This is a genomic window from Bacillus sp. 3255 (assembly GCF_031456485.1).
Taxonomy (GTDB): Bacteria; Bacillota; Bacilli; order Paenibacillales; family NBRC-103111; genus Paenibacillus_E.
In genome coordinates, this window is record NZ_JAVDUS010000010.1 from 103,473 (window position 1) to 117,464 (window position 13,992).

11 protein-coding genes are annotated in these 13,992 nt (G+C 53.5%); 3 read left to right on the plus strand and 8 right to left on the minus strand.

The features are described 5' to 3' along the window. Positions 1-35 precede the first annotated feature (35 nt). On the minus strand, positions 36-1,910 hold the full coding sequence (asnB, locus tag J2X61_RS16520) for an asparagine synthase (glutamine-hydrolyzing) (RefSeq protein WP_274472427.1): 1,875 nt from the start codon (positions 1,908-1,910) through the stop codon (positions 36-38). Between the two features lie 269 nt (positions 1,911-2,179). Beyond that, on the minus strand, positions 2,180-3,046 hold the full coding sequence (locus J2X61_RS16525) for a helix-turn-helix transcriptional regulator (protein WP_274472426.1): 867 nt from the start codon (positions 3,044-3,046) through the stop codon (positions 2,180-2,182). Between the two features lie 128 nt (positions 3,047-3,174). Here J2X61_RS16525 and J2X61_RS16530 point away from each other — a divergent pair, with 128 nt between their 5' ends. Further along, entirely contained in the window at positions 3,175-5,157 is a 1,983-nt protein-coding gene (locus J2X61_RS16530; RefSeq protein WP_310189213.1) for a glycoside hydrolase family 127 protein, read from the plus strand. Positions 5,158-5,218: 61 nt separating this feature from the next. Here J2X61_RS16530 and J2X61_RS16535 read toward each other — a convergent pair whose 3' ends face one another. The 6 genes from J2X61_RS16535 to J2X61_RS16560 form a co-directional block, all read right to left on the minus strand. Then, the gene (locus J2X61_RS16535; RefSeq protein WP_274472424.1) at positions 5,219-7,285 is read right to left on the minus strand and encodes a peptidoglycan D,D-transpeptidase FtsI family protein; all 2,067 of its coding nucleotides are present in this window, start codon (positions 7,283-7,285) and stop codon (positions 5,219-5,221) included. A gap of 125 nt (positions 7,286-7,410) precedes the next feature. Then, a complete protein-coding gene (locus J2X61_RS16540) occupies positions 7,411-9,477 on the minus strand; it encodes a peptidoglycan D,D-transpeptidase FtsI family protein (protein ID WP_379240953.1) in 2,067 nt (688 codons plus the stop codon). A gap of 14 nt (positions 9,478-9,491) precedes the next feature. Then, positions 9,492-10,220, minus strand: coding sequence for an HAD-IA family hydrolase (locus J2X61_RS16545; protein ID WP_274472422.1), 729 nt, complete (start codon positions 10,218-10,220; stop codon positions 9,492-9,494). Positions 10,221-10,378: 158 nt separating this feature from the next. Continuing rightward, entirely contained in the window at positions 10,379-11,527 is a 1,149-nt protein-coding gene (locus J2X61_RS16550; RefSeq protein WP_396135457.1) for a transglutaminase domain-containing protein, read from the minus strand. Positions 11,528-11,548: 21 nt separating this feature from the next. Beyond that, a complete protein-coding gene (locus tag J2X61_RS16555) occupies positions 11,549-11,980 on the minus strand; it encodes a hypothetical protein (RefSeq protein WP_274472421.1) in 432 nt (143 codons plus the stop codon). Positions 11,981-12,036: 56 nt separating this feature from the next. Beyond that, on the minus strand, positions 12,037-12,204 hold the full coding sequence (locus J2X61_RS16560) for a hypothetical protein (protein WP_310189216.1): 168 nt from the start codon (positions 12,202-12,204) through the stop codon (positions 12,037-12,039). A gap of 98 nt (positions 12,205-12,302) precedes the next feature. On the opposite strand from J2X61_RS16560, the gene J2X61_RS16565 reads away from it, so the two are divergent. Then, entirely contained in the window at positions 12,303-13,469 is a 1,167-nt protein-coding gene (locus J2X61_RS16565; RefSeq protein ID WP_274472420.1) for an MFS transporter, read from the plus strand. A 168-nt stretch (positions 13,470-13,637) separates the two neighbouring features. Then, the gene (locus J2X61_RS16570) at positions 13,638-13,991 is read left to right on the plus strand and encodes a toprim domain-containing protein (RefSeq protein ID WP_274472419.1); all 354 of its coding nucleotides are present in this window, start codon (positions 13,638-13,640) and stop codon (positions 13,989-13,991) included. The last annotated feature ends 1 nt before the right edge of the window (position 13,992 follow it).

Sequence of the window (13,992 nt, forward strand, 5' to 3'; positions counted from 1 at the left end):
TCCATCCCCTGTTCCCTTAAGTATCTTCCTTAAACCTAGTAAGCCGCGAGCACTTTCTTAGGCAGTTCTTCCATAAACGTCAGATGCCAGAGAGCAAAAATATAGATCGTCCACAGGCGGCGCGCATAATCGCCCTGACCGCTGCGGTGCTTCTGCAGCATGCGTTCCACGGTGTCCATATTGATGTAATCCTCGATCCCGCTCGATTTGATTTGCTCCAGCAGCACATCGCCCATCGATCCGTTCACCCAATCGCGGAGCGGCACCGGGAAGCCAAGCTTCGGACGGTTCAGAATCGGATCCGGAATGATCCCCTCCATCGCTTTGCGGAAAATATACTTCGTCGTTCCGTTCGCGATCCGGTATCTCGCCGGAATACGGCGCGCCACCTCGAACAGCTCTTTATCCAGGAAAGGGACGCGCAGCTCAAGCGAGTGCGCCATCGTCATCTTGTCAGCCTTCATCAGAATATCGCCGGGCATCCATAGATTCATGTCGATATACTGCATACGGCTAACCGGATCAAGATGTTTCGTCTTATTGTAATAGTCCCCGGCAATTTGCACGGGATTCTTGTACGCTCGCAGCATCTCGTGGTCCAGACGCAGGATCTCCGCTTTCATATCCTCGGAGAAAATCTTCGCGTTGCCGAGGAAGCGCTCCTCGAGCGGCGTCGTGCCGCGCAGCACATAGTTGCGCCCTTTCACGCCGCTCGGAAGCATCCGGGCGAAGCGGTTCAGCATGCGCTTGATCGGATGCGGCAGCTGATCGATCGGTCGGAGCGACTGCGGCTCCCGGTAAATGCGGTAGCCGCCGAACAATTCGTCCGCGCCTTCCCCGGACAGAACGACCGTCACGTGCTCGCGAGCCAGCTGCGCGACGTGATAGAGAGCAATCGCCGAAGGGTCGGCGACTGGCTCGTCCTGATGCCAGATAGCCTTCGGCAGCGAACTGAAATAGTCATCCTTCGTGATGACTTTGTCATAATGCTCCGTACCCAATGTCGCGGCCGTCTGGGCGGCGATCACCGTTTCGTTGTTGGCGCCTTCGAAGCCAACCGAGAACGTGCGAATCGGTTCGATATTCCGCATATGAGTGGCGATCGCCGTCGAGTCAATGCCGCTGGACAGGAAACAGCCGCGCTCCACATCGCTGACGAGGTGATGCTTGACGGAATCCTTCAGCGTCTCGCGGATCTGCTCCACATACTCATCGAACGGGCGCTCCTCCGGCTCGAACATCGGATCCCAATACTTATGTATCGACATGTTGCCGTCGAACGTTATTTTCACATAATGGGCCGGCGGCAGCTTATGAATGCCGTGGAACATCGTATTCGGTTCAGGCACGTACTGGAACGTCAAATAATTCAGCAAGCTGTCCGTGTGAATCAACCGGTTCATGCCGTCCGCAGCCAGCAGGCTCTTGATCTCGGAGCCGAACAAAAACTGGCGGTCGTTGACATGATAATAAAACGGCTTGATGCCGAAATGGTCTCTCGCTCCGAACAGCTGCTTCTTCCTTTTGTCCCAGATCACGAATCCGAACATGCCGCGCAAGTGCTTGACGCACTCCTCGCCGAACTCCTCGTACAGATGAACGATGACCTCCGTATCGCTGTGCGTACGGAATTGATGGCCGCGCTCCTGCAGCATCCCGCGAAGTTCCTTGTAGTTATAAATTTCTCCGTTAAAAATGATCCAGACCGAATCATCCTCGTTCGTCAATGGCTGGTGTCCCTCTTGGATATCGATAATGGACAACCGGCGAAAGCCTAAACCGATCCGATTATCCGTCCAGAAGCCGGAATCGTTCGGACCCCGATGGACGATGACATCCGTCATTTGCTGCAGCATGGCTACAGTTGGTTCTCTATCTTCAAAATACATAACACCCGCAATACCGCACATGGTGAAACTCACTCCTCCGTACCATCATCAAACTATCTCTCGACTACCGATACACTAGTATACCATATCCGTCCGTCATTCTGGAAATAGGATGAAAGTACGCAATCCGCTGTTTGTCATAGGAAAATGAAGGTAATCAGAAGTCTTTTCAACGAAGCCGTCAATCGAGTCTTTTTCATGCCTGCCCCACCTTTCCTTTGCGCACAAAAGTTGACTTCGTGCAACTTTTGGCGTACAAGAAGGTTTCCCTCCTTGGCAACAGCATATGCTCAGGACGGCGGAACGGTTCCTCCTCTCGTAAACTGCTTGCGGTACGCCAGCGGTGACAGCCCCATTGCGGCGCGAAAGCAGTTGGAGAAATAGGCGGCATGATGAAAGCCGACCTGCTCGGCAATGCGTTCCATCGACCCCTGCGTCTTCAGCAGGAGCAGTTTCGATTGCTCGATCCGGTAAGCGTGCAAGTAGGCCAGCGGCGTGCAGCCGTATACCTGCTTCATGCACCTGCCCAAATAGTTCGGGTGAAAATGGAACACGCGGGACAAGGACTCATTGGAGATATCCTCCGAATAATGCCGCTTCAGGAAGGCTTCGATCTGTTCCGCCAGCAGGTGGACCTTGGTCCGCACTTCGGGCCGGTTCCCCGATTCCAACATCCGCAATATGTCGGCAAACACAACCTGCTCCTCCCAGAACGACACCGATTTTGCCGTAACGGCAAGCTCCTGGAGCCGGCTCCACAGCTGCTCCAGTCCGGCGGGATCGGGCACCTCGCCCTGCTGGGGCAGCGTGATTTCGCCTGTTTGCGGGAGCGCGAATTCGTTGCGCGAAGGGAGCTTGTCTTCTTTGAACCTGTATGGGGTCACGGTTTGGAAATGAAGCCAATAGAACCGGCACTCCGCTTCGCAAGGCCGCACGGCGTAATGATATTTATCCGGCAGCAGCAGCGCATAATGCCCTTCGGTCAAGGTCCACGCCCGCTCCTCTTCCCCCAAATACAACGTTCCCTTCGTTATGAAGACGAGATCATACATGCCTAATCCTGTACGGTCCGGATGCGTGTCTCCCGCTTGGTACACACTGTAGCCGCTCTCCAGATAATAGGGCAAAGGCGGTGCGGTAAGGGAAATTTCTCTCATTTCGAACCATCCTCAAGTGTGAAATTTTATAAATAAATGGTTGTATTTCCGCCTGTTTCTCTACCAGTATCCCTCATATAATGGGGGAAAGCAAAGCCTATTTCCGCTAAAATCGAGGAGGTTGCACCATGTCAAGCACGCTGCTTCGGGCCAAGCATCAGCTGCCTTTAAACCAGATTACGATTAACGATGATTTCTGGAACCGTTATGTCTCCCTTGTCCGGGACACGGTGATCCCCTATCAATGGGAAGCGCTCAACGACCGCGTACCCGGCGCCGAGCCCAGCTACGCCATTCGCAATTTCCGGATAGCCGCAGGGTTGGAAACCGGGGACTATCACGGCTGGGTGTTCCAAGACTCGGATCTTGCCAAATGGCTGGAGGCTGTCGCCTACTCGCTTCAGGCTCATCCCGACGAGCAATTGGAACGCATCGCCGATGAGACGATCGAGCTTATTTGCAAGGCACAGCATAGCGACGGCTACGTGAACACCTATTACACCATCAAAGAGCCGGGCAAACGGTGGACGAACTTGCATGAATGCCATGAGTTATACTGTGCAGGGCATATGATTGAAGCTGCCGTGGCCTATTACGAAGCCACCGGCAAAAGGAAGTTTTTGGATGCGATGTGCCGCTTCGTCGATCATATCGGCGATACGTTCGGCCGTGAGGAAGGGAAACTGCGCGGGTATGACGGGCATCAAGAAATCGAGCTTGCGCTGGTCAAGCTGTATACGGTGACGCAGAATGATCAATACTTGAAGCTTGCCTGCTATTTCATCGACGAACGGGGACAGCGCCCTGATTTCTTCGAGATGGAATGGGAGCGCCGCGGCCGAACGTCTCATTACCGCGCAGGCCAATCGGCAAATCCGGCGTTGAATGCGAAGTATCAACAGAACCACCTGCCCGTGCGCGAACAGGATACGGCCGTCGGCCATTCGGTTAGAGCTGTCTACATGTACACCGCCATGGCTGATCTGGCCCGGGAAACAGGCGACGAGCGGCTTCTTGCGGCTTGCCGGAAGCTGTGGGCGAATACGACGCGGAAGCAAATGTACATAACCGGCGGAATCGGTTCGACGCATCACGGGGAAGCCTTCACCTTCGACTACGATCTGCCTAACGACACGGTCTATGCCGAGACGTGCGCTTCGATCGGTCTGGTGTTCTTCGCCCAGCGGATGCTGCGGCTCGAGACGCGAAGCGAATATGCGGATGTGATCGAGCGTGCGCTGTACAACATCATCATCGGCAGCATGAGCCAGGACGGGACGCGCTTCTTCTATGTGAATCCGCTGGAGGTATGGCCGGAAGCTTCGGCAGGCAATCCCGGCAAGCACCACGTAAAAGCGGAGCGCCAGAAGTGGTTCGGCTGCGCTTGCTGCCCGCCAAATTTGGCGCGGATCCTTTCTTCGCTGGGCAGCTATATGTATACGACGGAGGAAGGAAGGATCAACTGCCATCTGTTTATCGGCAGCGAAACAACGATTACGCTGGACGGGAGCGTCTCCGTCGGCTTGAAGCAGATGAGCTCGCTGCCTTGGCACGGAGAGACGACGCTGCGCCTCAGCTTGGCGCAGCCGCACGCCTTCGCCTTGGCCTTGCGCGTCCCTTCCTGGTGCGAAGGCGAGCCGCAGCTGCTCATCAACGGAGTGAAGGAGCAGGCGCTGCAGATGGACAGCGGTTATGCGGTCGTCGACCGGGTGTGGGCGGACGGCGACGTCGTGACCTGGCAGCTGGGGATGGAGGCTCAACTGATCGAAGCCAGTCCGCTCATCCGCAGCAACGCAGGGAAAGCCGCCATCCAGCGAGGGCCGCTCGTCTACTGCCTCGAGCAGGCGGATAACGGCGCACCGCTCGCCGGCCTCAGCCTGCAGAGCGGCACGCGGCTTGAGACGGAGGCGGACACGGATACGCTTGGCGGCACGATGTTCATTACGGCACACGGCTACAAGGAAGCTGCTGCGGATTCGTGGCAGCAGGATGAGCTTCCGTACCGCCGCTGGGGGCCGTCGCCGGAGCCTGTTACCTTGCGGGCCATCCCTTATTTCCAATGGGGGAATCGCGGGGTTGGCGAGATGGCGGTATGGATACGGGTTAAATAATTCAGGCTCTGCCGAACAAAGCAAAGAGGATGTCTCCCGGACATCCTCTTTGTACTGTTCCTTACCAAGGCTTCTTCCCGCCGCCCAGCTTCGTCAGAATATTATCGTAGGCTGCGTCGTAAGCCTGGAAAATGGTCGCCGCAATCGGGGAGGCCCCATAGCGTCCGAATCCGCCCTCCGGCACGACGACCGCAACGGCCAGCTTCGGATTCTCTACTGGCGCGAAGGCGATGAATACGGCGTTCTCTACGGAGCCGCCCGCTACAGCCTGCGTCGAGGTTCCTGTTTTGCGCGCTACGTTGAACGGCAGCTCCTCGATGCCCTCCGCACCGCTCTTCATCCCGTGAATAATCGTGCTCCAATCCTCGTCAGCAAATTCTCCTCCCCAATCGTCCAGCACTTCAGGTTCGACTTTACGTACCAGGTCCCCCTGGTAGTTGCGGATCTCATCAACGAATATCGGCTTCATCCGTTTCCCGCGGCTCGCTAAAGTAGCGGTATATTGGGCAAGCTGCAGCGTTGTCGTCTTTTCGTTCTGGCCCCAGGACGCATACACCATCGCCGACTGGTAACTGTCATTCTCCGCATTTCTAATAAAATCGTTGGCACCTGCGAATTCCCCAGGCAAACCGCTGCCCGTCTTGATTCCCATCCCGAACTTGGCCAGATACTCGGCCCATTTGGCCGTCACAGCCGGATTCTCCCTGCCATATTTGTTCCAGAACGGGATGCCCACTCGCTCGGACATGAACGTATTGGAGGAGTGCTCAATCGCCCCTGCAGCATCCAGATAGCCGTAAGCCGTTTTGCCCGAATTCGTGATGGTGCTGCCGCCGCCCCGACCGAAGGTGAATGAACCGGAATCGTAATACGACTTCTCATACCGGTTGAAAAATTTCTCCTTCAGTCCGATCAACACCGATAACGGCTTGATCGTCGAACCCATGAAAACGATGGACGACGGGTGCTTCGCGTTCTCTTTGGCATCCGGATATTTGGCTTTGGCGGTCCGTATGCTGCCGTTAGGGATGAAGGTTTCGATCTCCTTATAAATGCTCGACGGCATGCCGCCGGTCCATGCGTTCGCATCGTAATCCGGATAGTTCGCCATCGTGACGACGCGCCCCGTATCGACTTCCATCGCAACGGCGAATGCGGAAGCCGCCTGCATACCGGTCCTCAAATAAGGGTCTCCTGCATGGGAAGGGCTGCGCAAATAGCGGAGATGGTCCTCCAGCATTCTTTCCGTTGCTTTCTGGACATCCTTGTGGATCGTTAGATACAAATTGTTGCCTTTGACGGGCGGCGTCACTTCCGCGCGTCCAATAATTTTATTCGTGGCGTCAACCGGATATACTTTACTGCCATTCATGCCGCGAAGCTCATCTTGATACATCCGCTCAATGCCGTCGAACCCGACCGTTTCCGTATTCAAATATTCCTTAATCATGGGGCTGTCCTTATACATTTCCTTGGCGGTCGGCGAAGTAAAGGAATTCGTATAGCCTACCAAATGCGTAGCGATCGTCGTCAAGCCGTCATCGTCCATTTCATAAGTACGGATACTCTCTTCCGTTACGTCGAACCATTGAAACTCATCCCGATGCTCCAGCAGATAAGCGATTTCTTCATTGGACAAGTCCGCCTTAATGCGCCTCGGCACCCAGTAATAGCTCGGCTTTCTGACTTCATTCTTGTGAATATCATACCCGATATCCATGGCAAGAACGATCTCTTCCGGCGTCGGGCTTTTGGAGCCGGGCTTGGCATATTTGTCGAATACGTCGGTTTTGAGCCGCTCGGCCATGGCGATCAGATCGTCCAACTTTTGTGCGGCGGGATCAATCCGGAAAAAGAGCGACTGCATTGGGATCGTATAAGCAATCGGCGATTTCGTAGCATCATAAATGTTGCCGCGAATGGGGGCAATCTGCACGGTTTGCGTACCGTTCCTGTTTTCCGCCGCCTTATGCTCCTTGGCCTGAACGAACTGCAGCATCGCCAGACGGACGATCAGCATAGAAAATAAGATAAATACGACAAAGAAAAAAATATTGATCCGCACGGACAGATGCTTCTTCTTCGCTACTTCCTGTTTCCTCGGATCATCCAGAATCGGCGATTTCATCCTTGAACAGATCCTTTCTTTCTCATCTCCTAAATAGACGGATGAACCCCGGTAAAGTTCAGCCGGACAGCGTAAAAAAACCTCCAACTCCTCATATATGAGGGTTGAAGGTTTTGTATACCTGTTTACCAAGGGCGCTTCCCGCCGCCGAGCTTCGTCAGGATGCCCTCATTGGCCGCGTCATACGCTTGGAAAATCTTCGCCGCGATCGGCGATGCCCCGTAACGCCCGAATCCGCCCTCCGGCACGACGACGGCTACGGCCAGCTTCGGATTCTCCACGGGTGCGAAGGCGATGAACACGGCGTTATCTATCGTTCCGCCGGAGACCGCTTGCGTCGAGGTTCCCGTTTTGCGCGCAACGTTGTACGGCAGCTCCTCGATCCCTTCGGCGCCGCTCTTCATACCGTGAATAATGGTGTTCCAATCATTCTTCGAGAACATGGCGCTGGAATCCTCCAAGACCTCGGGCTCGACCTTCTTGACGAGATCGCCCTCGAAGCTGCGGATTTCATCCACGAACAGCGGCTTCATTCGTTTGCCGCGGCTGGCCAATGTCGCCGCGTACTGCGCGAGCTGCAGCGTCGTCGTTTTCTCGTTCTGTCCCCATGATGCATACACCATGGCGGACTGATAGCTGTCTTTTTTGGCGTTTTTGGCAAAATCGTTCGAACCGGCAGTTTCACCGGGCAGTCCGCTGCCGGTCTTGACGCCGATGCCGAACTTCGCCAGGTAGTCCGCCCATTTGTCCGTGACGGCGACATTCTCGCCACCGTATTTCTGATAGAAGGGGATACCGATTTTGGCCGACATATACGTATTGGACGAATGTTCGATAGCCGTCGAAGCATTCAAAGGTCCATAAGCATGTCCATCCGAATTTCGGATCGTACTCGCGGAAGCCGTTTTACCGAATGTGAAGGAGCCGGAATCGTAATACGTCTCGCCCGCCGTAAAGAGCTTCTCCGTCAATCCGATCAGCACGGACAACGGTTTGATCGTGGAACCCATGAATACAATGGAGGAAGGATGCTTCGGCCGCTCTTTATCCGAATATTTGGGATAAGCGGTCGTAATCGAACCGTTATAGATATACGATCCGATCTCATCCAGCGTAGCCTGCGAAATCCCGCCTGTCCATTCGTTGGAATTGTAGTCGGGATAATTCGCCATCGTGACGACGCGTCCCGTATCGACTTCCATCGCTACCGCATAGCCTGCCTGGGCATTCGCCCCGTATTTCAAATAGGCGTCGTTTCTGGCCTGTGGGGTATGCAGGAAGGCGATTTGATCGGCAATCGCTTTCTCCGCGGTCTTCTGAATATCCTTGTTGATAGACAGATACAGATTGTTGCCTTTGGTCGGCTTCGTGACCGTCGCGCGTCCGATAATTTTCATCGCTGCGTTCACGGGATATATTTTGTAGCCGTTCTTGCCGCGAAGCTCATCCTGGTACATGCGCTCGATCCCGTCGAAGCCTACATTTTCGGTATCGAGATACTCCTTGCTGTTCTCATTATTCTCGTACATTTCCTTCGCTTTCTCGGTGGAATACGATTTGAGATAGCCGATTAATTGCGGAGCGATCGTCGTGGTACCGTCATCGTCCAGCTCGTAGGTGCGGATGCTCTCTTCCGTAACCTCCAGCCACTTGAACTCATCCCGGTGCTCCAGCAAATAGGCGATTTCTTCTTTCGACAGATCGCTTTTGATTTTGCGCGGAACCCAATAATAGCTCGGGTCCTTCACTTTGTTCTTGTTAATGTCATAGCCCAGATCCATCGCGAGCACGATATCGGCAGGCTCCATCGGTTTGGCATCCTTTTTGCCGTATTTGTCGAACACTTCCGTTTTCAGCTTATTCGCCATGCGAATGACTTCGTCTTTATCCTGTTGGGAAGGTTCGATCCGGAAAAACAGCGACTGCACGGGGATGGTATACGCGAGAGGCGATTTGGTCGAATCATAAATGTTGCCGCGAATCGGGGCGATTTTGTTCGTTTGATTCGTATTCGTATTCTCTGCCGCTTTCAAATCCTTGGCTTGAACGAATTGTAAGATAGCCAGGCGTACGATGAGGACGGAAAATAATAAGAACGTTATGAAGAAAAATATATTGATCCGAAACGAGAAATGCCGCTTCTTGGTGATTTCTTTTTTCTTGGGGTCATCCATAATGGATGGCTTCATCACACTCAGATCCTTTCTTACACAATAGCTTGTTGTTCATCCAAAAGCTCCAACAGGGAACGGATGCCTTCCCCGGAATGGTAATCGTAACGAAGAATGCGAACCGCATCGATGCCGACTTGACCCGGCGCCCAAATATCGTTCGTTTCGTGATCCCCGACATACAGGACATCTCGTGCCGCCACCCCCGCCCGCTCCAGGGCAAGCTTGAAAATCGCCGGGTCCGGCTTCTCCAAACCGACCTCCGTCGAGACGATGACCGGATCGAAATAATGCAGGATATCCTTGTCCTCCAGGATCGCTTGCAGTGTAGGCGCGAAATTGCTGACGATGCCGATTCGGAAGCCCCGGTCCTGCAGCGCCTTCAGGAATGGCTTCACATCGGCAAACAGCTCATAGTATTCGGGCGCCGTATAAATTTCGTACAGCTCGTGGCAGCACTGGAAGATCTGTTCCTCCGTCCATTCCTCGTGAATGCCCAGCTTATGCAGCACGTATTGATATAGATGGACCCAGAACTCGCGATCCGACTCCGGCGTGCATGCCACGAAGTTGTCCTGTTTATTAACATAATAAAATAGACGGAAAGCTTCCGTGAATAGTTCACTGATATGCGCCTCGTCCCGCTCCACGGAACGCAGCTGCAAATATTGCTTCAATATGGTTTGGGCGGCGGGAATCGTCAACAGCGTATCCCCGGCATCCAAGTAAATCATCTCGTACTCATTCAATGATTTCCTCATCATGACTCCTTTATCTCCTTAACAAAATCACACCCTTTTAGTTTACCACATTTACTATTGGATGAGAAAAACCTCTGCAAACCTCCATGTTTTTCCTGAAGCGGCGGCTGCCCCTAAAGAAAAAGCCCTCCCTTCGTCATCGAAGGAAAGGCTTGCAGCTTCTATGCGTCTCTAATATGCGTTTGGTCAAAGTTCGGCGGATTGAACCAATTGCCGCCGCTGGACACCCATGTCGAGTCAAGAGGAACCCATTGGTTAGATTCCTTCAAGTAAACCTCATTCCACGCGTGCGGACCGTAACTGCCCTGCCCGTCATAGCCGAGGCCCGTGACGACTTTCACATCCAGGCCTACCGCTCTGGCCATCTGGGCATACAGCCTCGAATAATCGATACATACGCCTTCGCGGGTATTGAACGTATCCTCCGGCGTCTGCTCCTTCCAGATCCGCTGTTCTTCATACAGCTTCACTTTATCCCAATCATACTTAACCCGGCTGCCGACCCATTGGTACAACAGCTTGGCTTTCTCTTCATCCGTCTTTCCGCTAGCAGTCACTTCTTTGGCCGCATCGACGATATTGCCGGGAACTTTCGCGTCCAGCACTTCATATTTACGCTGTAAAATATTCGTAAATTCCTGCTCTACCGCCCGGGTGAACACGGGCACCTTGTCCGCGATGAAATCTCCGGTGAAGGGGGAGATGACTTCCTTCGCCCCTTTCTGATACATCTGGGAAGATTCAATATATGGCGTGACCAAGGAGTGCGGGAATAAGGTCACATAGATGAATAAAACGGCGATCAGAATTAGCGCCCGCGCGATGCCGGCAACGGAACCGATCACCCCTCCGGACAGGGAGGAGAGGACCGAATTGCCGCGTTCCCGGTAAGGGTCGCGACGGGCCAGCCATCCGCCCATCAGCGGATCAACCAGCAAATTCAGCGCCAATTTCACCATCATATAGCCGATCAGGAACAGCACGCCGAACCGCAGCAGCGGGAAGTCGCGAACGCTTGTCATCGCCGTATAATAAGCTTGCTGGAGGCTGCTGATTTCTACGGAAGGCACCTGCAGATTCTGCTCTTTCAGCCATGTTTGGATGACGGGCGAGACAAGCCCCACCATTTTCCAGGCGATAAGCACAGAGGCAATGACGACAACCGCCTCCACGAGCATGGAGAGCAGATGCTTGGCAGAGCCTGAGCCGCCGCGGAAGAATCCTTGAACGACGGAGCCGGCGAAAGTGAGCACGATCACAATGGATATTAAATTGATGGAATTCATTTGAAACCACGACATATCCGCCATACGCACTCACCCTCCTGCCGCTTAGCCGGCGTTTTTCTTCGCTTGTTCGATGAACGCGTTAAGCGCTGCATTCGCATTCATTTTAAATGTTTTACCGAGGAACGTGACCTGCACTTCGTCCGTGCCGGCCTTGCCCTCCACTTTCAAGCTTTTCGTCGTGATGATGAAGGAACCGTCCGGATTCGCTTTGAACTGCGCCTCTTTCGCTTCCGCTGTCAACGTGGAGACCGCTTTGTCTTTCACTTCGTCCCCAACCTGAGTGACAACGCTTGCCCCAATATCCTTTATTTTATCCTTATAACTTGCGCCATAAACGAGCAGAGCGCCTACAACTGCGATAACGACAACCCATTTCACCACGGTTTTGACGATCCCGATGACGATGAATAACACAATGACAGCTGCAACTAGCAAATACCAACGATCCTGTGCAAATGAAATCCACTGATCCAACGCTTACCCCTCCTATTTATCCAAAAAGATCTCCCCTATCATACTACAGGCAATCGCTAGTCTTCATCTCTTTTTTTCCTTAAAGCAGCCAGCTTGCGCTGAATTTCCTCCGTTTTGTCGATTCTCCCCCGCGTTTTGCGAAAGGACTGCCTCAGCCGGAATACGAGGAATACAGCTGCACAAGCAAGCAAAAGGATTACATAGGCGTCCATAACATCCTCCAAACCGAAATTGTGTCAATTGCATGGAACGGTCATATCCATCGGACGAGCGGCGTACATCTTAACAAGAGACAAGACTAAATCATCGAGGCGGTGAGAACATGCGAACAGCCCTATGGTTGTATCTTTTTATGTTTGTAGCGTTTTTCGATTTGCACGCACAGTACCCGATTCTTTCTCCGTTCGCCTTATCCTTGGGAGCGGCTCCTTCCTTTATAGGGCTAATTATGGGCGTCTACTCGATTACGCACTTACCCGGCAATCTCCTTGCCGGTTACGGCGTGGACAAATACGGGAGTAAATTTTTCATTGTCTTTAGCCTGATTGTAGCAGGGATCATCTTGCTTTTTCAATCCACCGTCGAGGATCCGTGGCACTTGCTTTACATCCGCTCGATCAGCGGATTCGTACTTGCCTTCCTGTCTCCGGCCTGCTTGTCGCTTTTGGCCCGAATGGCCAAAGACCATATTCAGCAGAGCAAACTGATGGCGGGCAACGGCCTCGTCCATACGCTGGCTTCCGTCGTATCTCCGGCTGCGGGCGCCATTCTGGTCGCCAAAATCGGTTTTACGACAGCTTTCTCCGTCTTGGGCTGGATCTTGATCGTTACCGGCGTGCTGGCCATCTTCGGCGTGAGAGAGAAGCGGCTGGCAGGTCCATCCTCCGGCCAACTTCCGGCTATGGATCACCACGGGCACGGCATGCTGCAGAGCGAAGCCGAGCTGCCTGCGGGCTTGTCGGTTCCATGGCTGTTTTTCCTGATTCCCATGGCGCTATCCTGCTCGCAGGGCATTCTCTTCTTCGAACTGCCGCTGATGCAATCCGCCCGGGAGTCGATTCTGACGTCCGGCGTCTTTTTCACATTAATCAGTCTTGGCGCTCTCCTGAGCATTTCGTTCTGGTTCTTGAATAAAGTAGCGCCGTTCATCCGCACCGTCTGCGGCAGCTTAGCGCTCGCCGTTGTATTTTTCGGACTTGCCATTGAGTGGCCGGTTCCGCTGCCGGTTTCCCTCTTCCTGATCGGGATGGCCAAAGGAGTCATCTATCCGGCCTTGGCCGCCCTGCTTGCCGGCATCACCAGCAGCAACCGGTACGGGCGCGTCTTCTCCCTGCTGTCCATCTCTTACTCCGTCGGTGCTTTTATCGGCCCGATGGTGGCCGGACAGCTGCGCGACCACATATCCTCCTACTTCATCGCCTTCTTCATTCTCATGCTGGCTCTTTCCCTCTTGCCTTTACGCACCTTCAAATCTCCCGTTACGACATAGCACGTCTTCACGATGGCGGCTTGAGCTCCTCAAGCCGTTATTTGCGCTGTCAATCTCTGTCATTTCCCGGGAAATGTCGGCGGCTATTTCGTCCATGCGTCGAACGGTTGCCTTGGATCGCGCGGCAAAACGGGTTATACTACAAAAAAAACGTGATGGAGGAACCCTATGTCGATCGCTATCATCGTAGAAGGTAAAAACGACAAATCCCGTTTAAAACGCGTTGTGGATGACAGTGTCCAAATCTTGTGCACCTTCGGGACGCCAAGCTCTCAGACGCTGGAGGATCTGCGGAAAAAAGTTGGCGATAAACCGGTCTTTTTGTTCACCGACAACGATTCATCCGGCAAAAAAATTCGCTACCTGCTCCGCGACACCTTCCCGGACGCCGAACAAATCTATACCCGCAAAGGATACGCCGGTGTCGAAGGAACGCCTGAGGAATACTTGATTCAACAATTAGAAAAAGCAGGTCTGGAAGAGTATCTTATATACCCCTCAACAGATCCTGCTTTTGAATAGC

What these genes read in the sequence shown, in the direction of transcription:
- asnB (WP_274472427.1), bottom strand. Translation starts at nt 1,910, where the DNA reads ATGTGCGGTATTGCGGGTGTTATGTATTTTGAAGATAGAGAACCAACT.
- J2X61_RS16525 (WP_274472426.1), bottom strand. Translation starts at nt 3,046, where the DNA reads ATGAGAGAAATTTCCCTTACCGCACCGCCTTTGCCCTATTATCTGGAG.
- J2X61_RS16530 (WP_310189213.1), top strand. Translation starts at nt 3,175, where the DNA reads ATGTCAAGCACGCTGCTTCGGGCCAAGCATCAGCTGCCTTTAAACCAG.
- J2X61_RS16535 (WP_274472424.1), bottom strand. Translation starts at nt 7,285, where the DNA reads ATGAAATCGCCGATTCTGGATGATCCGAGGAAACAGGAAGTAGCGAAG.
- J2X61_RS16545 (WP_274472422.1), bottom strand. Translation starts at nt 10,220, where the DNA reads ATGATGAGGAAATCATTGAATGAGTACGAGATGATTTACTTGGATGCC.
- J2X61_RS16550 (WP_396135457.1), bottom strand. Translation starts at nt 11,527, where the DNA reads ATGGCGGATATGTCGTGGTTTCAAATGAATTCCATCAATTTAATATCC.
- J2X61_RS16565 (WP_274472420.1), top strand. Translation starts at nt 12,303, where the DNA reads ATGCGAACAGCCCTATGGTTGTATCTTTTTATGTTTGTAGCGTTTTTC.
- J2X61_RS16570 (WP_274472419.1), top strand. Translation starts at nt 13,638, where the DNA reads ATGTCGATCGCTATCATCGTAGAAGGTAAAAACGACAAATCCCGTTTA.